The sequence below is a fragment of the Bartonella krasnovii genome (genome assembly GCF_003606345.3).
Taxonomy (GTDB): Bacteria; Pseudomonadota; Alphaproteobacteria; order Rhizobiales; family Rhizobiaceae; genus Bartonella; species Bartonella krasnovii.
This window is the reverse complement of sequence record NZ_CP031844.2, coordinates 802,937-824,657: the sequence shown is the minus strand read 5'-3', so window position 1 is coordinate 824,657 and position 21,721 is coordinate 802,937. Positions and strand designations below refer to the sequence as shown.

14 protein-coding genes and 1 tRNA gene are annotated in these 21,721 nt (G+C 37.2%); 7 read left to right on the top strand and 8 right to left on the bottom strand.

Going from position 1 to position 21,721, the window contains the following annotated elements; translation table 11 throughout:
* Positions 1–107 precede the first annotated feature (107 nt).
* Positions 108–2,216 carry an ATP-dependent DNA helicase RecG gene (gene recG / locus D1092_RS03345; RefSeq protein WP_148255605.1) on the top strand — a complete coding sequence of 703 codons (2,109 nt, stop codon included), beginning with the start codon at positions 108–110 and terminating at the stop codon, positions 2,214–2,216.
* Positions 2,217–2,511: 295 nt separating this feature from the next.
* Here recG and glmS read toward each other — a convergent pair whose 3' ends face one another.
* The 5 genes from glmS to D1092_RS03320 form a co-directional block, all read right to left on the bottom strand.
* Positions 2,512–4,335 carry a glutamine--fructose-6-phosphate transaminase (isomerizing) gene (glmS, locus tag D1092_RS03340; RefSeq protein WP_120122176.1) on the bottom strand — a complete coding sequence of 608 codons (1,824 nt, stop codon included), beginning with the start codon at positions 4,333–4,335 and terminating at the stop codon, positions 2,512–2,514.
* 173 nt (positions 4,336–4,508) lie between these two features.
* Positions 4,509–5,873, bottom strand: coding sequence for a bifunctional UDP-N-acetylglucosamine diphosphorylase/glucosamine-1-phosphate N-acetyltransferase GlmU (glmU, locus tag D1092_RS03335; RefSeq protein ID WP_120122175.1), 1,365 nt, complete (start codon positions 5,871–5,873; stop codon positions 4,509–4,511).
* 14 nt (positions 5,874–5,887) lie between these two features.
* Positions 5,888–6,694 (bottom strand): cytochrome c biogenesis CcdA family protein, encoded by an 807-nt coding sequence (locus D1092_RS03330; RefSeq protein ID WP_120122174.1) that lies wholly within the window; start codon positions 6,692–6,694, stop codon positions 5,888–5,890.
* A gap of 25 nt (positions 6,695–6,719) precedes the next feature.
* Positions 6,720–7,703: a carboxypeptidase regulatory-like domain-containing protein gene (locus D1092_RS03325; protein ID WP_174767381.1), complete on the bottom strand. Its 984-nt coding sequence runs from the start codon at positions 7,701–7,703 to the stop codon at positions 6,720–6,722.
* 40 nt (positions 7,704–7,743) lie between these two features.
* Positions 7,744–8,067, bottom strand: a complete 324-nt coding sequence (locus tag D1092_RS03320) for a HesB/IscA family protein (RefSeq protein ID WP_120122173.1) — start codon at positions 8,065–8,067, stop codon at positions 7,744–7,746.
* A gap of 111 nt (positions 8,068–8,178) precedes the next feature.
* On the opposite strand from D1092_RS03320, the gene D1092_RS03315 reads away from it, so the two are divergent.
* From D1092_RS03315 to D1092_RS03305, 3 genes are all read left to right on the top strand, one after another.
* Positions 8,179–9,381 (top strand): deoxyguanosinetriphosphate triphosphohydrolase, encoded by a 1,203-nt coding sequence (locus tag D1092_RS03315; protein ID WP_148255604.1) that lies wholly within the window; start codon positions 8,179–8,181, stop codon positions 9,379–9,381.
* Between the two features lie 30 nt (positions 9,382–9,411).
* Positions 9,412–11,169 carry an arginine--tRNA ligase gene (gene argS, locus D1092_RS03310; protein WP_120122171.1) on the top strand — a complete coding sequence of 586 codons (1,758 nt, stop codon included), beginning with the start codon at positions 9,412–9,414 and terminating at the stop codon, positions 11,167–11,169.
* 151 nt (positions 11,170–11,320) lie between these two features.
* Positions 11,321–13,834 carry an SPOR domain-containing protein gene (locus D1092_RS03305; RefSeq protein ID WP_120122170.1) on the top strand — a complete coding sequence of 838 codons (2,514 nt, stop codon included), beginning with the start codon at positions 11,321–11,323 and terminating at the stop codon, positions 13,832–13,834.
* A gap of 158 nt (positions 13,835–13,992) precedes the next feature.
* Here the strand turns inward: D1092_RS03305 and D1092_RS03300 are convergent, their stop codons facing one another.
* Positions 13,993–14,268: a hypothetical protein gene (locus D1092_RS03300; RefSeq protein WP_120122169.1), complete on the bottom strand. Its 276-nt coding sequence runs from the start codon at positions 14,266–14,268 to the stop codon at positions 13,993–13,995.
* A gap of 309 nt (positions 14,269–14,577) precedes the next feature.
* Between D1092_RS03300 and D1092_RS03295 the strand changes: the two genes are divergently transcribed.
* Positions 14,578–15,684 carry a branched-chain amino acid aminotransferase gene (locus tag D1092_RS03295; RefSeq protein WP_120122168.1) on the top strand — a complete coding sequence of 369 codons (1,107 nt, stop codon included), beginning with the start codon at positions 14,578–14,580 and terminating at the stop codon, positions 15,682–15,684.
* A gap of 114 nt (positions 15,685–15,798) precedes the next feature.
* Here D1092_RS03295 and glpX read toward each other — a convergent pair whose 3' ends face one another.
* Complete coding sequence (gene glpX, locus D1092_RS03290; protein WP_120122167.1) at positions 15,799–16,785, bottom strand: class II fructose-bisphosphatase; 987 nt, start codon at positions 16,783–16,785, stop codon at positions 15,799–15,801.
* A gap of 136 nt (positions 16,786–16,921) precedes the next feature.
* The gene (locus tag D1092_RS03285; RefSeq protein WP_120122166.1) at positions 16,922–18,238 is read right to left on the bottom strand and encodes a homoserine dehydrogenase; all 1,317 of its coding nucleotides are present in this window, start codon (positions 18,236–18,238) and stop codon (positions 16,922–16,924) included.
* A gap of 1,328 nt (positions 18,239–19,566) precedes the next feature.
* On the opposite strand from D1092_RS03285, the gene D1092_RS03280 reads away from it, so the two are divergent.
* Together D1092_RS03280 and D1092_RS03275 are read left to right on the top strand one after the other, a co-directional pair.
* A tRNA-Glu gene (locus D1092_RS03280) sits at positions 19,567–19,641 on the top strand.
* A 762-nt stretch (positions 19,642–20,403) separates the two neighbouring features.
* On the top strand, positions 20,404–21,618 hold the full coding sequence (locus D1092_RS03275; protein ID WP_120122165.1) for an NADP-dependent isocitrate dehydrogenase: 1,215 nt from the start codon (positions 20,404–20,406) through the stop codon (positions 21,616–21,618).
* Positions 21,619–21,721 lie beyond the last annotated feature (103 nt).

The following is a 21,721-nucleotide window of genomic DNA, read 5'->3' as shown; positions in this document are numbered from 1 at the left end:
CTAACACTCAATAAAGTTAATAAAACAACTTTCTCTTTATGAATTTATCCCCAAAAAAGCTCTTCTAAAGGTCTAGAAAAAACAAAAAGAGCAGGTTAAATTTCCTCATGCCTCCAAGTCTTCTTACCCCTCTTTTTAATTCCATTCGAACCCTTTCTGGTATTACACCTAAGGTCTATGGCTTACTGACAAAACTTTTAAATATTAATCCGACACAACGTGAAGCAACGCTTATTGACCTTCTTCAATTGATGCCCCATTCTGTTATAGACCGCAGAATGCGTCCCAGCATTGCTGATGCAAAAGAAGGAGAGACTGTTACGCTGGAAATTGTCATTGATCAACACCAGCCTCCACCCCGTGGTCATAATCGAATTCCCTATCGTGTTATTGCCCATGATCAAACAGGAAAAATAAATTTAGTTTTTTTTCATGCTCAGCCTCTTTGGCTCAAAAAACAACTCTCTGAGGGGAAAAAAGTCATTGTATCAGGAAAAGTTGAATGGTTTAATGGGCAACTTTCAATGGCCCATCCCGACCATATCATCCCGAGCGAACAATCAAATCAGATTCCTCTCATCGAACCTGTTTATCCCTCTACCGCTGGACTCGCCTCAAAAACGTTAAGACGTGCTATACAAAACGCTCTCGATTTTATTCCTCTTCTCCCAGAATGGATAGATGAAAATGTTAAAAAACAGCAAAACTTTTCTTCCTTTTCTGTTGCTTTACGCCGTATCCATGCCCCTATTAATCCCGATGATCTAGCTCTAGAAAGTACAGCACGTAAACGTCTTGCCTATGATGAACTTCTCGCTTGTCAATTGGCGCTAGGTCTTGTACGTTTGAAAACCAAATCTCTTGTTGGGACCCCTCGACCATCAACGGGAATTTATACGAAAAAATTGCTTAATGTTCTCCCCTTTCAACTCACAAAAGGACAAATAAAAGCAATAGAAGACATTGCCAATGATCTTTCTTCACCAGAACCGATGCTAAGACTGCTCCAAGGCGATGTAGGCGCAGGAAAAACAATCGTGGCATTAATGGCAATGGCACAAATTGCTGAAAATGCAGGTCAATCAGCTTTAATGGCCCCCACAGAAGTTCTTGCTCGGCAACATTTTGCCACCATTACCCCTCTTGCCGAAAAGATAGGCTTACAAACAACGCTTTTAACAGGACGAGAAAAAGGAAAATTGCGAACAAATATTTTGAATGATATTTTGTCAGGTCAAGTTTCTATTGTCATTGGAACCCATGCTCTTATACAAGACAGCGTTACTTATAACAATCTCGCCTTAACCATTATCGATGAACAACACCGTTTTGGTGTGCATCAACGTATTGCACTTACAGAAAAAGGCAATAAACCGGACATGCTGGTCATGACCGCCACGCCCATTCCCCGCACACTTGTCTTAACAGCTTTTGGCGACATGGATGTATCCAAAATTACAGAAAAACCCATGGGACGACAACCCATTACAACAGCAATGCTTTCTTTAAAACGTATGCATGAGCTTATAGAACGAATCGCAATTGCACTCGAAAAAGAAGAAAAACTCTATTGGATTTGTCCTTTAGTGGAGGAATCGACAGCTCTTGATCTCACTTCAATTGAAAATCGTTTTGCGTTTCTTCATGAACGCTTTGGAGCACGTGTTGGGATGATCCATGGTAAAATGTCTACAGCAGAAAAAGAAGCAGCTATGGCATCTTTTAAATGCGGAAATACACGTATTTTAGTTGCAACGACCGTCATTGAAGTAGGCGTGGATATTCCAGACGCTTCCATTATTATCATCGAACATGCAGAACATTTTGGCCTTTCACAATTGCACCAATTGCGTGGACGTGTAGGACGAGGCGATAAAAAATCTTCCTGTATTTTGCTCTATAAAGATCCACTCACCAAAACAGCAGCAAAACGCTTGAATATTATCCGTAATACAGAAGATGGTTTTGAAATCGCCGAAGAAGATTGGCGCTTGCGAGGCGAAGGAGAACTTTTGGGAACAAAACAATCCGGGGCCCCTGAATTTCATATAGCAAATCTTGCTGTTCACAGTGATCTTTTATCAATAGCAAGAAAGGATGCACGCTTATTTTTACAACGTGATCCTCATCTTTCTTCTGAGCAAGGACAAGCTTTAAGGTTACTCCTTTATCTTTTCGGACACGACAACGCTACACGCCTCTTACGAGCAGGATAATGATAGAAAAAAAATTTTGATAAAAATAAAAATACTTCCCATGCAAATATATTTTTCTTTCTTAGATCATTCATAAATGATCTAACACACTCCCTACACCATTTATGCTTCATAAAAGAATAACAAACCAACAGCAGCGCCTTCTCTCCCCATCTGGGGGATTAACTCTTGTATTAAAGGAGGAGAAGCATAATATGCTCTTTTAACCCTTATCTTTATACATCTGATCCATTTTTTGATTGCTTAAAAAAATATTTTTTTATTCTCTCAAAGTTCAGAAATATACAATCTATTTTTATTCAACGGTGACTGATTTTGCTAAATTACGTGGTTGATCAACATCTGTTCCTAATAAAACAGCCGTATGATAAGCGATTAACTGAATGGGGAGCGCATAAATAATAGGAGTAATAAATTCTGGAACAATGGGCAAAGTAATCGTTGATAAAGTCTTAAGACAAGCTGCTTCTGCTCCTTTTTCATCGGTTATTAAAATAATACGACCATTACGCGCTCCTACTTCTTGCATATTAGACAAAGTTTTTTCAAACCACCTATCATAAGGTGCTACAACAATAACGGGGATTGTCTCATCCACCAGTGCAATTGGTCCATGCTTCAACTCCCCCGCCGCATAACCCTCAGCATGAATATAAGAAAGCTCTTTCAGTTTAAGGGCTCCCTCCAAAGCAATCGGATAAGAAGTTCCACGTCCCAGATAAAGAACACTATTTGCATTCACCAAATTACGACAAAGAGATTCAATTTTTCCTTCTAATTTTAAGACCTCATTTAAAATACGAGGAACTTCTGCCAACTGTTGAACCAATTGCTGTTCCACTTGAACCGTGAGATAGCCACGTTGTTTAGCAGCACTAAGTGCTATGGAAGCAAGCGTTGCCAATTGACAGGTAAAAGCTTTTGTTGAAGCAACACCAATTTCCGGTCCAGCAAGTGTTGGGAAAATAAAATCAGCCTCTCTTGCCATTGTTGATTGCTCAACGTTCACAATTGTTGCTGATTTCACACCCCGCTCACGACAATAACGCAAAGAAGCCAATGTATCAGCTGTTTCACCAGATTGAGAAACAAACAGAGATAATACATCAGAGGTTATAGGGGATTCACGATAACGAAATTCCGAAGCAACATCATTATCAACACTTAAAGCGGCATATTTCTCAAACCAATAGCGCGCAACTAAGGTTGAATAATAAGCTGTTCCACAGCCTGTAAAAATAATCCGATTAATATTTGTCCAATCAATCAAGTTCTCAAAAGGTCGAACGGTATAATTTCCAAGGTCAAGATAATGCGCCAAATTATGAGAAATCACTTCAGGTTGTTCAAACATTTCCTTGTGCATAAAATGACGATGATTTCCCTTAGAAATCAATAATGCTTCTTCAAGTAAGGCTGTCACAGAACGTTTTACCGGTTGATTATCTCCATCATAAATTGTGACGCCTTCCCGTGTAAGAACAGCCCAATCCCCATCTTCCAAATAGCTAATATGATCAACGAATGGAGCCAAAGAAATAGCATCTGATCCTACAAAAAATTCATCTTTTCCATAACCGATTGCCAACGGTGGACCAGAGCGAGCCGCAATCATAAGGTTATCTTCACCTTCAAAAATAAGAGCAAGTGCAAAAGCCCCCTGCAGTCTTTTCCAACTGGTACGCATAGCTTCTTGCGGAGAAAGACCACTTTTTAATGCACGCGTTATTAAATGTGCAATAACTTCCGTATCCGTCTCTGTTTCAAAGATATAACCATCCTCGATGAGTTCTTTTTGCAATTCTACAAAATTTTCAATAATACCATTATGAACAACCGCAAGCTTTTCGGTTACATGGGGATGCGCATTGCGTTCAACAGCAACACCATGTGTCGCCCAACGGGTATGTCCAATCCCTAAATTTCCCTTCAGAGGCGTTTTTTTTAATTTTTCTTCTAAATGAACAAGCTTCCCCTCAGCACGTACACGATAAAGATGCCCATTATATACTGTTGCCACCCCAGATGAATCATACCCTCTATATTCAAGGCGTTTTAACCCCTCAAGCAAAGAAGACGCAACACACCTCTTTCCAAGAATTCCAATAATTCCACACATTTAAAAGCTCCAACCCACATATCTTAAGATTTAAATCTCATAAAACAATCTAACAGTCTTTATTTAAAACGATAAATAATAAAATAATTTAAACATGGAGTACGGCAATCTTTAAGAATAACGCTCCTCTCCATCGTTAGATCGTACAAAACAAAGAAATAAACTGAAAATGGTCATTTTTTCTGTTTGTTTTTTGACAAGCTGTTCTCTAACAAACGCGCCCGAAATTTTGTTGCGTAGCCCTCTTTTATAACCTGCCGTGCTCGCCCAAAAGCCATACTGTTCATAGGGATATTTTCAGTAATAACACTTCCTGAAGCAACGTAAGAGCCATTCCCTATCACCAATGGGGAAACAAGCGCCGTATTAGATCCAACAAAAGCATGATCACCAATCATGGTTTTATATTTGTTAAATCCATCATAATTGCACGTAATCGTACCGGCTCCAATATTGGTATGCGTACCAATTTCGGCATCACCAATATAACTTAAATGATTGATTTTAGAAGATTCCCCTACCTTAGCCTGTTTGACTTCACAAAAATTTCCAATCTTTACGGATTTTGCCAACTCTGTTCCAGGACGCAAACGTGCATAGGGACCAATCTGTGCATCTTGACCAACCACAGAACCTTCAAGATAACTAAAGGCATGAATCACAGCACCAGATTGTACTTTCACACCTAATCCAAAATAAACATTTGGTTCTATCACTACCCCTGGTTCAATTTCTGTATCATAAGAAAAATAGACTGTTTCTGGTTTTAAGAGTATAACACCCGATAACATTAAATCACGCGCTTTACGTTTTTGCCACAAAGAATCAGCCTCAGAAAGCTCAAGACCGTTGTTAATTCCTACAATATTTTCAAAAGGGACTTCAACAACACGTACATCTAATCCTTCACGCGAAGCAAGAGAAGCAATATCGGTTAAGTAATATTCCTTTTTCATATTGTTATTATCAACCTTCTCTAAAAGAGAAAGGGCATGTTTTCCACGTATAGCGAGTATTCCCCCATTACAAAAAGAAATCTTTTTTTCTTCATTACTCGCATCTTTTTCTTCAACAATTGCGATCAATTGACCATTTTTCTCGAGAAGGCGCCCATAACCTGTTGGATCTTGAGTATGAAAACCCGCAAAAACAACATCTGCTCCATCAGCAAGCTGTGCACGCATTTGACACAAAGAATCTTGCTGAATGAGAGGCGTATCTCCAAAAACAATGAGAACATCATCCACTCCCTTTTGCAAAGCTAAACGAGCTGATAAAACAGCATGCGCCGTTCCTAAACGCTCTTTTTGCTCAAAAATCATCACATCTTTTACAAATGACTGAACAATATGTACAACCTCTTGAGCACCAAATCCCACAACGACAGCCAATTTTGAAGATCCTGCCAATTCTATTTGTTTTAGAACATGACATATAAGAGGCAATCCAGCAATTTTATGCAGCACTTTAGGGAGAGACGACTTCATACGCGTCCCCTCACCTGCAGCAAGAACAATAGAAAGACAACTTCTAACCATAAAAACACATAAGACTAACGAGAAAATCCCAAAAAGTTCATAATATCATGCCAACGAATATCTTCAACATAACTCAATGAAGGATAATGTTCTAAAAGCCAAAATGAAAGGTCCTGCATAGAGCCTGTTAAAAATAAAATCCCTGTAAGAATAAGAACAACACCAATAATTTTTTCAACTTTTCCTAAATGAATACGAAAAGCTGCTAAAAATCGCATAAAACGACTGGAAAATAAAGCAGCCAATACAAAAGGAACAGCAAGACCTAATGCATAAACTGCTAATAGAATAGCGCCCTCACCAACAGTTTCTTTTGTTCCAGCAAGCGTTATAATAGGCCCTAAAATGGGGCCAATACACGGTGTCCAACCAAAGGCAAAAGCTAACCCAATAACATAAGCTCCTAAAGGACCAGCAGGTGTTTTATGAGTCTGAAAACGGGCTTCACGAAATAAAAACGAAATCTTGAAAAGCCCTAAAAAATTTAAACCAAAAATAATAATGATTATTCCAGCAGCAAGTGCAAACCAATCACGATAATAACCGATGAATTTACCAATTGTACTTGCACTAGCACCTAAAGCAACAAAAACAGTGGTAAACCCAAGAACAAAAGCGATAACAGAAGACAATAAAGCCCACCGTATAAAGACTTTCGCATCATGTTTTTCTGACCGAAAATCATCAATACCAATCCCTGCCATATAGCATAAATAAGGAGGAACTAATGGCAAAACACATGGCGACAAAAAAGAGAGAGCCCCCGCAAAAAATACACCAACTGTTGAAATTTCAATCAAAACGCACACCCCATCTTTCATCACGGTTTAGTTCTATGAAGAACGATCAATCCATATCTTCATCAATTCGTTGCATATTTTGTTCATTCGCCACCACGCTTATATCTTCATCATGACCAGAAACGACAGAAAAAACCTTTTGATAAATTTTATCTTTATTTTTAGCAATGGCAATATACTCTCCCTCCGCTAATACGAGTGAAACATAAGCGCCAACTGTTTCATAAACAATATCACCAGAATCATTGGCAAGAGACCAACTTGTATCGGCAAGCGCTTCTCCTCCTTCTTGTCGTACCAGCTTTAACACAATTTGAGCAGCCTGATGCTCAAGAGTAACTTCCGTTATTTTACCAGCTTCTACTTGAATATCCGAACGTACCGTCGCATTAATGGAACCATAATGGGAAGCAACATGGTAGCGGCCAGCTTTTAAACGCACAACAGATTGAGGTTTAACATTTGATAAAATTATCCCGGTATCATCATTTTCTTTTTCATCCTCATAGATCGTGAAACGTAATTCCTTTTCATTGATTTCACCATTGAGCAGTGTCGCATTTAAAATAAGACCACCTGCCTCAAGATAAAAATTTTTCACAAGACTCTGCCCATTTTCTAGACGAATATAGCGCACAGCACTCATATGACCAAATGAAACATGAACAAGATAGCTTCCTGGCTCTAAATCAAAACGCGCACTTCCCCCCTTATGGGTTGCCACTAACGGTAATTTATTATCAATCCCTAGAATAGGAGCATAAACCCGCCAAACAAGCCCTTTCTCAATATCTTGACGGCTATTTGTTAATCGAGCATTCAAAATGAGTTGTGCTTGAGATTCTAAGCTCCCTTTTTCCTGCTCTTGGGGCTTTAGAATAAAACTCCGTGATGATCCCTGCTGCTGATCTACTCCTTCTTCACAAAAAGCATAGTGGCTCCAGATCAATAAAGTAAGCACCACGCATAACTGCACACATCGATGCGCTATTTTTATAAGACTAGCCATTTTTACATTGTTGACCAACATGATATTTTTTTCAATAAACAATATCACAAAGTCCCCACTCTCAAATTGAAAAACTTACACCACAACCACATGATGAAACAGCATTGGGATTATGAATCTGAAAAGACTGCCCCATAAGATCATCAACAAAATCAATCTCAGCTCCTTCCATGAAAGGAATCGATAGTGAATCAATAAGCACAATTGCCCCATCTTTTTTTAAAACAAGGTCATCTTTACACATTTCTGAAACCAAGTCATATTTATAAGAAAAACCTGAACATCCACCACCCTCAACAGAAATGCGTAAGGCTATTTTATCAGGTTCACGCAAAAGTATCTGTACAATTTGCTGAGCTGCAGCATCTGAAATTTTCACATTCATTTTATATATCCTTGCATTAAACCATCAAGAAAGAGTATCTCACACTATTAAAGAGAAAATTTATTCATCATAAACCACTCTCAATTTTAAGATGATAATGGACAGCTTGCAATGGATATAGGCACGATCAACTTAAATTACCAATCTCGAGCACTCTACAGTGTGCACCCGCAAACAAGCCGTGGACGACTATTCCATGAAACGATGAGCTCTACGCGCTCACCCTTTCAACGAGATAGAGATCGTATTATCCATTCTAATGCGTTCCGACGCCTTAAACATAAAACGCAAGTGTTCATTGCGGATGAAAGCGATCATTATCGCACCCGCCTTACCCATTCCATAGAAGTTTCCCAAATTGCACGAACACTTGCACGGGCTCTGTATCTTGATGAAGATCTTGCCGAAGCCATTGCTCTTGCACATGATTTTGGGCACACACCCTTTGGCCATGCAGGAGAAGAAGCTCTTAATGAAGCCATGGCTCATTATGGCGGCTTCGACCATAATGCACAAGCCTTACGCATTGTTACAAAACTAGAACAGCGCTATGCAAATTTTGATGGTCTCAACCTTACATGGGAAACCCTCGAGGGACTTGTAAAGCATAACGGGCCCCTTTTAGGTCCTCACGCGAAGAATAAAGAGGTTCCCACCGACATTTTACAATACAATGCAAAGCAAGATCTTGCACTCGATTGTTTTGCAGGACTAGAAGCACAATGTGCTGCGATTGCAGATGATATTGCATACAATGCCCATGATATTGATGATGGTTTACGATCGAAATTTTTAACACTCGATCAATTTGAAAACATAGCACTAACAGCAGCCATCTTAAAAGATATTACAGATGAGCATCCCCACCTCGACCAAGCACGACGCGGTTATACACTTGTACGAAGACAAATCACAACCATGGTCGAAGATGTTATCAAACAATCACATGAAAACTTAGCACGCATCAAACCAACCAGCATAAACGATATTTACCAAGCAAAAGAAACTATTGTTACCTTTTCACCATCAATGAGCATTTACGAAAAAGAACTAAAAAACTTTCTTTTTAAAAATCTTTATTACCACGAACAAGTTCTTAGTCGTCGCAATGAGGCAAAATGCATTGTACAAAAATTATTCAATTGTTATTATGAAAATCCAAATACAATGCCTGAAAGTTGGTGCAAAAAAACAGTGTACTTAAAAAATCAAGAGTTAGCACGTCTGATTGCTGACTTTCTTTCAGGGATGACTGATCACTATGCTTTACGTGAATATCACCGTTTATTTGACCATACAGATAATTTCGTTTAATGGCTTTTGGCATCATCATGGAAGCTCAATATGAATATCTTTAAAAACTTCGAAAAAAAAATTAAAAAATTAATTGAATTATCTGATATAAAAGGAAAAAGTGGAAAAGATCTAGATTTATCAAAAATCACCGTTGATCCCCCACGTGATTCCTCCCATGGTCATTTATCAACCAATGCTGCTATGGTGCTTGCAAAATCTGTTGGGATGAGTCCTCGTATACTTGCCGATAAAATCATAGAACTGCTTAAAAATGATTCCTCTATCGAGAATATTGATGTTGCTGGTCCTGGTTTTATCAACATCAAGCTTACAAAATTATTTTGGCAAGATGCTGTAAAATCCATGCTTGAATTAGGCCTTTCCTATGGTCGCATCCCTATAGGACAAGGAAAACGTGTCAATGTTGAATATGTCTCAGCAAATCCGACAGGCCCTATGCATGTAGGACATTGTCGCGGCGCTGTTGTTGGAGATGTTCTCTCTAATTTGCTGCAATTTACGGGCTATAACATCACGAAAGAATATTATATCAATGATGCTGGTCAACAAATCGAAGTCCTCGCTCACTCTGTACTGTTGCGCTATCGTGAAGCTCTTGGACAAAAAATTAATGAAATTCCAGAGGGACTCTATCCTGGAGAGTACTTGATACCATTAGGTCAATCATTAGCTCAAGAGTTTGGTGATCAACTCCTCATCATGGATAAAGATAAAGCCTTATCTATTGTAAAAGAACGGGCAATTCAGGCAATGATGTCCATGATTCGCGAAGATTTGGCGGCTCTTAATATTTATCATGATATCTTTTTCTCTGAGCGAATGCTTTACGCAGATAATGCCCGCGCTATTCGTAACACCATTAATGACCTCACTTTAAATGGTTATATCTACAAAGGAAAACTCCCCCCTCCCAAAGGACAAAATATAGAAGATTGGGAACCAAGCGAACAAACTTTGTTTCGTTCAACAAATGTTGGTGATGACCAAGACCGTGTTTTGGTTAAATCCGATGGTTCTTACACTTATTTTGCTGCTGATGTTGCTTATTTTCGGGATAAATTTAATCGTCATTTTGATGAAATGATTTATATTCTAGGCGCAGACCATGCAGGCTATGTAAAGCGACTAGAAGCCATGGCAAAAGCAATTTCTGGGGATAAAGCCAGACTGAGTGTTTTCTTATGTCAATTAGTAAAACTCTTTCGCAACGGTCAACCTGTACGCATGTCAAAAAGAGCAGGATCATTTGTCACTCTAAGAGATGTTGTTGAGGAAGTTGGTCGTGATCCAGTGCGTTTTATGATGTTATACCGCAAATGCGAAGCTCCTCTTGATTTTGATTTTGCAAAAGTAACAGAACAATCAAAAGATAACCCTATCTTTTACGTACAATATGCAAGTGCACGTTGTCACTCAGTCTTTCGTCAGGCACAAGAAGTGCTCCATATTGAGAGCTTTTCAGAGGACATATTGATCCCCCATCTTCATCAACTAACAGATGACAATGAAATATTATTAATACGCAAACTTTCTGAATATCCGCGTATTATTGAACAAGCGGTCATTCATAAAGAACCCCATCGATTAGCGTTTTATCTTTATGATCTTGCCTCCTGCTTTCACACCCATTGGAATAAAGGGAGCGAAAGTCTCAATTTACGCTTTATTCAGCCTAATGATAAAGAGTTATCCTTTGCAAGATTGGGCTTGATACAAGCTGTTATCAATATTTTATCATCAGGACTTAGCATCATAGGAGTCGAAGCCCCAATAGAAATGCGTTGAAAAAGTTCTATAAATACATACAATAGGTACTTTATTGGTAAACTTTTTCATGTATTCTTGCATGAGAGGGGGAAAATTTATAATTTTAATATAATAAATCAAAATTAACCATTGATTGCACGACAGTGCAAATCATTATGTGAGAAAAGCTATGAGCGATAACGATCGCAAAAATCCGCACGAAACAAAACGAGATCATGAACACCATGATTCTTTAGAAAGACTTATGCGCATTTTTAATCCGACCAAACAAAGCGGAAACCAAAATGAGCACTCTTCTTTACAGACAGATCGCTCGACCTCTCATTCTAAAACATCATCCCCTGATGATGATTTTGATTTGTCTTTTCTAGAAGAAGAACTTGAAAATAATTTAACACATGACTTACCGTTTGATGATCAAAAAAAGCAATGGAACTTGCATGCAACCAGCAACGCAACAGCCTCAGATATTGCACAAACTGGTTCTTTCAACCATTCAAAACAAAATAATTTATCTGAAGAAAAATATTCTTCACCGACCAGTCATGATGAAGAACAAATTTTAGACGCGCTTTCCCCATTACCGATCCAAAAGAATCAATTGTCTCAACAGAAAGAAGCAGCAACAAGTGCTCATCCTTTTTTTGAAAAAAGAAATTTTATCTCACAATCAGAATCAGAAAATTTCTTTTTCAATGAATCTGAAAGACGCGAAAATAAGAGAAATGAGACAGAAACTGTTGAAAGAACCAATCGTTTTTCACAAACAACCTCACAACAGCCTGAGACTTCGAATATACAAAAAACTTATGATGTTAATCAAAACTTCTATGATCCTCCCAGAACCCATCCCTATAACATTTCAGCGGATCAAGAAAATTTGCCCCCCAAAAATTATACGGATGTTTCCTCTTCTCCGGAAGCAAATAAGTCTTTTTCATCTTCTAACCTTGTGTCAGAAAAACAAAACACAACAAAAAATCAGACAACAAGTGGCTTCTCCTCCCCTTTGAATTCTACACACGTTGACAGACAATCGTATTTAGAGGAATCTTCACAAGAAGATCATACAGCCAATTATCCCCATTTTTTTGAAGAAAATCCCTCACAACAAGAAGCTTACAGTGAAAAAATTGCAACATCTAATGAGGCTCAAACCCAATACATCAATAAGCCTGAAAATGTCTCTAGCCCAAACAGAGAAATTTCATATAACCAAAATAATTTAGATGAGTATCTTTCCTCATCAAAACCTCTTAATACAAAACAAACAGAGAGTTTTTTCCCCCATAACTATACACACAGGGATACTCCCCCACCCGATGTTGATACTTATAAATTTTCAGAAGAAATCGTGGAAAAAACTGGCCCTATTATGGTTCCAGAAGTCCCGTATGAAGCCCCAGAATACGATGTACCAACAGGTGGTTTGGAAGAAGAATTTGCAGATGTACTCAATGTAGGACATGTTCCAACAAGTAATTTTTCTCAAAAACAACAGAAAAATGAAACTTTCAATGAAATTTTTCATCAAACTATGCAAAATTCAAAAGAAGGCGGTTATATAAATTCTAAAGAACAAAATGTCGACTATTTTTCTAATGCCGATATCGAATATAATTCTCCCTCTTTGAGTGAGAATTCACTATACACAAACTCAGATGGAAACCCTACGCCTCCCTCAGCACCGCCTCCCCTTAAAAATTCTATTTGGGGTAAAGTTTTCATCAAAGGTATTTTTCTTCTTATTTTAGTAGCCATTGGGTTTACTGGTTATTATTATTTTTTCATGTCATCACAGAAAAATGAAGAAAGGGTCATTATCCACGCTGATAATACACCTTTTAAATTCAAACCAGAAGCAACTGAGACAAAAAGTGATGTTGCTCATAATTTAGATGTCTATAAACAAACAACTGGGCAAAATGACAAACAAGAAAATACACAACAATTTCTTATCGATAGCTCTGAGAAACCTGATAGCTTAGAGGGATTAAATCCAGAAGAGTCTCCAAATGTCGCATCAGCTTCTTCCACTGAATCTGATGTTGAAGATGCAGTCACTGAAGCTATTAATCACACTATCCCAACGCGAGAAGTACAAACCGTTATTGTCAATCAAGATGGTACAGTTACACTGGCTCCTGTACATCAAACAGAGAGCAAAACTGCTGATCAATCTACTCAATCCATTGATCAAACTCCTGACGAGATTCAAGAGTCATCAGCTGTTTTGTCGCATAATTCCGATAAAAATGACCAAGAAAGTGATTATGATCTCAAAAATAATATTGATAAAATAATTGCTGAAAATACTTCTAATGCGGATATTGAAGAAAAATTTATCCCAATTCCTTCCCATGCAGAGAGAAATGCAGAAGTCGAAACGCACGCCGCCACTCGCCCCACATCAGAAAATAGAGTTGCATCACAAAATTCAGAGAGTTATTATGTGCAACTTTCCTCTCAACCAACGCATGAGTTAGCTAGAGATTCTTTGAAAAATATGAAATCCAAATTCGGATTTATTATCGGGGCCCGTCCTTTAAATATTCAGTCGGCTTTTATACCAGGAAAAGGAACCTATTACCGTGTTCGTATTCAAACACAAAATCGTGATGAAGCCGTAATCCTTTGTGAAACCATTAAAAACTCTGGTGGAAGTTGCTTCATAACACGCTAAACTAATCATGTAACGGTTGTTAAAATCGTTACATGATTGTATCGGAAACTTCAGAAATTAAAATCATCTCCATCTTTTTGGCTTATGTATTTAAGCCGACTTTATTTTGTAATCTGCATCAATTTTTGCCTTATTTAAAAGATTATGTTTACAAAAAATCACTGCGTACTCTTATAGGTATAAGGTACAGAAGGGGGTGAATTTAAATCTTTTTGGGGCGCTGGTATGCTCTGACTTGTTTGTGGAGTATTATAACGTGAACTATGTTCAGGAGATCTCGCAAAAAAAGATCCTAAAAAACCAAAAACAAACCAAATAATAACCAAAGCAAGAAGAATAGCAAAAATACCCTTAGCGATTGAAACACGCTGTTCATGATTTTTTCTTTCTTCAGCCATACGTTCTTCATATGTGTGATAATTTTTATCAATCATAGTGGATTCCTTTTCTCATCCCCTTAATCTTAAAATTTTTAGAAAATATGCATATATGAAATCATTCAGATACTTATTTTGAGAAAACGATAAAGAGAGATAAAGGTTCCAGATACCTTTATAAAGTGAGGAAAGAGAACCGAGAATAGAATTAAAATATCTATCATAACCTTTGAACTCTATAATAAAACCCTTTGAGTTCTACAATAAAACATTGACACAAAGGATTTGCTAATAATAGAGTTATGGTCAGAATATTTCATTATTTTTATTAAATAAAAAATAAAACAGTCCCAAAAGGTTTTTCTTATGAAATCTCCCATATCGTCACTTCCCTTTACAATAGAAAAGCACCCATCACCTCTATCAAGAGAAAAACGTGAAGAAATTCTAAAAAGTCCTGGTTTTGGTCAATTCTTTACAGACCATATGTGCACTATTCAATGGACGCAAGGCAAAGGCTGGCATAACGCCGTTATTTCTCAATACAAAGCTTTAGAAATTAACCCTGCAAGTACCGTTTTGCATTATGGACAGGAAATTTTTGAGGGTTTAAAAGCATATCGTGCAAAAGATGGACGCATCTTGCTCTTCCGTCCTGATGCCAATGCACAAAGATTTATAGAGTCAGCACACCGGTTAGCCATGCCAGAATTACCAAAAGATATTTTTCTGGATGCCGTTCATCAATTAGTAAAAGTTGATCAAAAGTGGGTTTCTGATCATCCTAACGCAAGCCTCTACATTCGTCCATTTATGTTTGGTAATGAAAGCTTTTTGGGCGTTCGTCCTTCTCAAGAATATCTTTTTTGTATCATAGCCTCTCCAGTTGAATCCTATTTCAAAGGAGAAGAAAAGTCTGTCAGCGTCTGGATTGAAACAGAATATAGTCGTGCTGGTCCAGGAGGGACAGGTGCTGCCAAATGTGGTGGAAACTATGCAGCCAGCTTACTTGCACAAAAAAGTGCAATTGAAAATAATTGTAGCCAAGTGCTCTTCCTTGATATGGTTGAACATAGATGGATTGAAGAACTTGGCGGTATGAATGTCTGCTTTATTATGGACAATAATACACTCGTAACCCCTCCCCTTAATGGAACAATCCTTCCGGGAATAACACGCCATTCAATTCTACAGTTGGCTCAACAAATAGGGTTAACGATAGAAGAGCGTCCTTATTCTTTTGCATCGCTTCAAGAAGATGCAAAGAGTGGACACCTTAAAGAAGTTTTTGCTTGTGGTACAGCTGCCGTTGTCACATCAATTGGCCGTTTTAGATATAAAGGAGGAGAATTTATTATCGGAAATGAAACAGTTGGAGAAGTCACAAAGCAACTTCAAACACAATTAGTTGGTCTTCAAAAAGGAAATATAGAAGATAAAAATGGCTGGGTTCATTCTGTCCAGCTCTCATAATAAGACGATATTCTCATATCTATAAAAGCTTCCATGAAGATATATCAACCTTCATGGAAGTGTATGCACTAAAAACAGAGAGATCTATTTTTAGGAATGAGAAAAAAGAAAACATTAATCAAATTTCGAATGATCTCTATGCTTTGCTTTAATATTACGAACTGTCCCCGTATGAGAACGCATGACAAGAGTTTCCGTCTGAATGCAGCGAGGCGTGAATTTAACACCAGATAGCATATTACCATCTGTCACCCCTGTCGCTGAGAACAAAACGTCACCCTTTGCCATTTCTTCCATTGTATAAACCTTATTGGGATCACTAATCCCCATTTTGGCTGCACGAGCAATTTTCTCTTCTGTATCAAGCAACAAACGACCTTGCATCTGTCCTCCAATACAGCGTAAAGCAGCAGACGCTAAAACACCCTCTGGAGCTCCACCAATTCCCATATAAATATCAATACCTGTTTCTTCTGGATCAGTTGTATCAATAACAGCAGCAACATCTCCATCACCAATCAAGCGAATCGATGCTCCTGTCGCTCTCACTTGATTAATCAATTTTTCATGACGAGGTCTATCCATAATACAAACAGTAATCTGATTAACAGCCACTCCTTTAGCCTTTGCAAGAGCATGAATATTATCGGTAGGACAAGCATCTATATCCACCACACCCTTTGGATAACCAGGACCAATAGCAATTTTGTTCATATAAACATCAGGAGCATAAAGGAGGTTACCTTTTTCAGCAATGGCAATCACTGCCAAAGAGTTGGCAAGATTTTTAGCACAAAGTGTTGTTCCTTCCAGTGGATCAAGTGCAATATCGATCGCCAGTCCATTTTGAAGACCTACTTTTTCTCCAATATAAAGCATGGGCGCTTCATCCCGCTCACCTTCACCAATCACCACTGTACCCTCAATAGGTAATCGATTAAGTTCCCGCCGCATTGCATCTACAGCAGCTTGGTCCGCCGCCTTTTCATCACCACGTCCGCGCCAGCGTGCAGCAGCAACAGCAGCACGTTCAGTGACACGTACCAATTCAAGTGTCAAAATACGATCAAGTCCATTTAAAGTCTTCTGAGTTGTGGGCATATGAAAAAATCCTACCGAATAAATACCAGAAAAAATATGATTCCTTAATTAAGCTCTAAGAATAAAGCTTTTGGCAAAGATGAAAACTTTCCACAAGAAATAAAAGTATTCCAGCTTGTCTTATCAAAATAAGATATCAATTCTCTGCCATACGTTCAATACGAATGAATTGAGACTTTGCAACAAGATGTCCATCTTTTTCAATTTCTGCAAGTGCCTGTCGTACATTCACTTCTGTTGTTTCATGCGTGATTAAAATAATCGTTTTTTCAATCTGATTTTCTATAAAAGGTCTTTGAACAATCGACTCTAACGAAATATGATTATCAGCCATATGCCTTGCAACCGCAGCAAAAACACCAGCACGATCATGAACATTTAAACGTATAAAATACCCCCCTGCATGATGAGAAATACGTGCTTTTTTATGAGGAGCAAGCTCTAAAGCTGGACGTCTTAAAACAGGTGCATAATGAAAACCAGAACGTGCTTTTGCTATATCAGCCAAATCACCAATAACAGCTGATGCTGTTGCCATTCCTCCAGCGCCAGGACCAGAAAACAGTAATTCACCTAATAAATCACTTTGAATAGAAAGCGCATTGGTTACACCATTGATCTGTGCAATCATTGAGGATGTTGGAACCATTGTTGGGTGAACGCGTTGCTCTATTCCAGAATCCGTTTTTAAAGCAACCCCTAAAAGCTTAATTCGATATCCCAATTCATCAGCCGCCCGAATATCAATTTGCGAAATATTATGAATCCCTTCAACATAAACATCATCCAACGAAATAGCTGTTCCAAATGCCAAGCTTGTTAACAAAGCTAATTTATGAGCCGTATCATTTCCCTCAATATCAAAAGTTGGATCTGCTTCAGCATACCCCAGTCTTTGTGCATCTGCTAAACAATCTTTGAACGAAAAACCTTCTGTAAACATGCGTGTTAATATATAATTACAGGTTCCATTAAGAATACCATAAATCCGCGATATATGATTACTGACAAGCGATTCTCTCATCGCTTTAACAACAGGGATTCCCCCTGCAACAGCTGCTTCAAAATGAAGAAAAACGCCTTTTTGTTCTGCAATTATAGCTAGCTCTACCCCATATCGAGCAAGAAGGGCTTTATTGGCTGTCACAACATGATGTCCTGCCTCAAGCGCACTCTTAACAGCAGTATATACAATATCCAATTCACCACCAATTAACTCGACAAAAACATCAATCTCATCAAAGGCAGCCATCTCCACAGGTGAATCAAACCATCTTATATTACTGAGATCAATTCCACGATCACGGCCTTTATCGCGCGCACTAACAGCAACGACTTTGATGGATCGCCCACACTGACAAGCCAAACTATTCGCTTTTTCACATAGAACTCGAACAACTGAGGCACCAACCGTACCAAGTCCCGCAACGCCAACTTTTAAAGCTTCTGCCATTATCTAACCACTGATCCCTATCTTTATTGAAAAATCGTTTAAATGATGTGCCAATCAATATAAAAAATACTGGCACCACAAAGAATGCTGATACCTATCAGAACAAAAGAACTCCCCTGCTCCCTTCACACTCTTTTTTTCTAATAGAATTATCCCCGCTTTCTCAATCAAAATTCCTAAAAGTACAAATATTTATTTTCTTCAAAAATTTAAAAAACTTTATAAAAGATCTAATTCAAAATGAAAATCTACAAAACTGATAAATGCAAGTTACCGAAAAAACTGCTTTGTTTTAAAAAAGCAAAAGCCTTCCCGTAAAAACTAACCTCTATCAACAAAGAACAGAAAAAATCTCTCAAAAAACAATCAATAATAAGTGAAAGAATATCGAATATTTGGTAAGAAATACAAACATATCCCTTTCAAATCAACAAGTATTAAACAAAAAACATTCTTTCATATGATACGTAAAGAGAATGGATAAAATATAAAGTAGAATTAAATAATAACACATTCCTTCCTACCATTATATATAGCTGGAACTGTCTGTTCTTGAATGTAAAGATTTTTAACACTCTCCTATATAAAAATAGAATCTTACATTAAAGTAAAAAAACAAAAACTCACGTATGTACAGCATAATTCTAAAAAATTATAAATATGGAGAATAAACTTACAAAATTCGAATATTTTACCTTAACTTATTGCCGCTCTTTTGAAAAACAAGCGAGTTGAAATAACAAGAACCTCAATAAACTCTTTATCTGTGCTGCTTCATTTTCAAAAGAACTTTCTAAAGATGTAAAAGAACAAATAAGAAGCCTTTGATTTTTTTACAGCCACGTAAACGTCAAAGTCGAGAAAAATAATTTTGTATGATTCGTACTCTTTGTTAACTTACTCATAAATATTTTCTTTCTCTTTCAGAAATTATTTAAGCTTTTCTTTATGATAAGCTTAAATAAGCATCCTTCTGTATAAAAGCGCCCTCAAGTAAGTTAAAGGGTATTCACATGTACAAGCATGAAACAAAGATGAATAAAATATGTAAAAATAAACATCTTTAAAATGCTGTTATGATCATTTTTATCTATGCATCAAACTGAAAATAAACAACAAATATCATTCACTAAATAAATATGATGTTCGCAGCAATTTTTTTATCCATCATGATAACTCTATATTTTTTCTATAAAAAGTCTGAGAAAAAAATGATCTAAACAAAAGTCATTTAAAAATTATTCAATAAAATACACTTTTTTCAAAAAAAATGACACAGAGGGCTTGCGAAGTAAAAAGATCCTCTCTATAAGCCTCATCATTGGTTTGCGCCCATCGTCTAGCGGTTAGGACATCGCCCTTTCACGGCGGAAACAGGGGTTCGATTCCCCTTGGGCGTACCAATTTTCCTCCTACTCTGTGTAAGATATTGACTTTGCTTGTTTTTTTGATCTAAGGGATTAAATAAAAATGAAGAAACAGGCCTTTAGAGGAGAATTTTCTTAAAAAAGGTACAGAAATCGTCTAATGATTCATTTGTTATTTTTTTCAGGAAAAGCACTCTAATTTAGTCCTTAGGAGCAATGAAAAATTAATAAAATATAAGTTAAAGGATTTCTCTAGTAATAAGGTTATTTTATAAGCCATATTCATACGTATGCTATTAATTTTTCAATAAAAACCGACCACGCCCTTCATGCATTTATTTCAACTTTCAAAACTGAAATTGATCACCAAAAACGCATTTTAGATGAATCATCGCTCATTACAGGGCTTTTATATCACATTAAATTTTTTATAAACAAACGGTCCGTCATTTTAGATCAAATGGCGATATAAAAATAGATGCTTACTCACGAAAAAAACTCAAGAAACCCTCATTGAGAATACAATCAATTTATCAAATCGTTAAATAGAAAATTTGATAATAAAAATGCATATCCCTATTCCCCAGAAACATCCTTAATTTATTGATTAAATTATGCCTTTTTCAGTTACACAATGATGATAGATTTGCAAACACATCACTTCTTTTCAAAAGACTTTTCAATAAAGTTTTATACTCTACTCCCCACATTTCCATACCTTTTCCCCTTGTTTTTACTTTTCATTATAAACCTGAAAGTGCTATAAGGTAATATCACTTAAAAGAAAAAGGACTTCTAATGGCAAAGATCAAAGTAGAAAATCCCGTTGTTGAACTCGATGGGGATGAAATGACCCGTATCATCTGGAAATATATCAAAGATAAATTAATCCATCCCTATCTCGACATTGATCTCAAATATTATGATCTTTCTGTCGAAAACCGTGATGCAACCAATGATCAGGTAACGATCGATTCTGCCAATGCTATCAAAAAATATGGGGTTGGTATAAAATGCGCAACCATCACACCTGATGAAGCACGTGTTAAAGAATTTAACTTAAAAAAAATGTGGAAATCACCCAACGGCACTATCCGCAATATTTTAGGAGGCGTTATTTTTCGCGAACCGATTATCTGTAAAAATGTCCCCCGCCTTGTTCCTAACTGGACAAAGCCAATTATTATCGGACGTCATGCTTTTGGTGATCAGTATAAAGCAACAGATTTCAAATTTCCAGGCAAAGGAAAATTGAGTATTAAATTTGTCGGTGATGATAATCAAGTTATTGAGCATGATGTTTTTGATGCCCCAAGTGCAGGGGTTGCCATGGCAATGTATAACCTTGATGAGTCAATTCGTGACTTTGCCCGTGCGTCTTTTAATTATGGACTACAGCGGAATGTTCCGGTTTATCTTTCAACAAAAAATACCATCCTAAAAACTTACGATGGCCGTTTTAAAGATATCTTTCAAGAAATATTTGATACGGAATTTAAAGATGAATTTGAAAACCGTAAATTGTATTACGAACACCGTCTCATTGATGATATGGTAGCTTCGGCACTTAAATGGTCAGGAGGCTATGTCTGGGCATGTAAAAACTATGATGGTGATGTTCAATCTGATATTGTTGCCCAAGGCTTTGGTTCTCTTGGCCTTATGACTTCCGTTCTCATGACACCGGACGGTAAAATTGTTGAAGCAGAAGCCGCACACGGCACCGTAACACGCCACTATCGTCAATATCAAAAGAATGAAGAAACATCAACAAATTCTATTGCATCTATTTTTGCATGGACTCGTGGATTAGCGCATCGTGCCAAACTGGATAACAATGATAAATTAAAAAACTTTGCTACAACATTGGAAGAAATTTGTATTAAAACCGTTGAAGAAGGTTTTATGACGAAAGATCTCGCGCTTTTGATTGGGCCTAAACAAAAATGGCTTTCTACAACAGGTTTTCTCGATAAAATTGATGAAAATCTCAAAAAAACAATGGACCATTAAATAATAATTTAATTAAAATTCAAAGCTCTAAATAGAGCTTTGAATTTTTCTTGGTGAATTTAAAAAACTACCTTATAAATAGAAAGAAAAGAAACTTTTATTA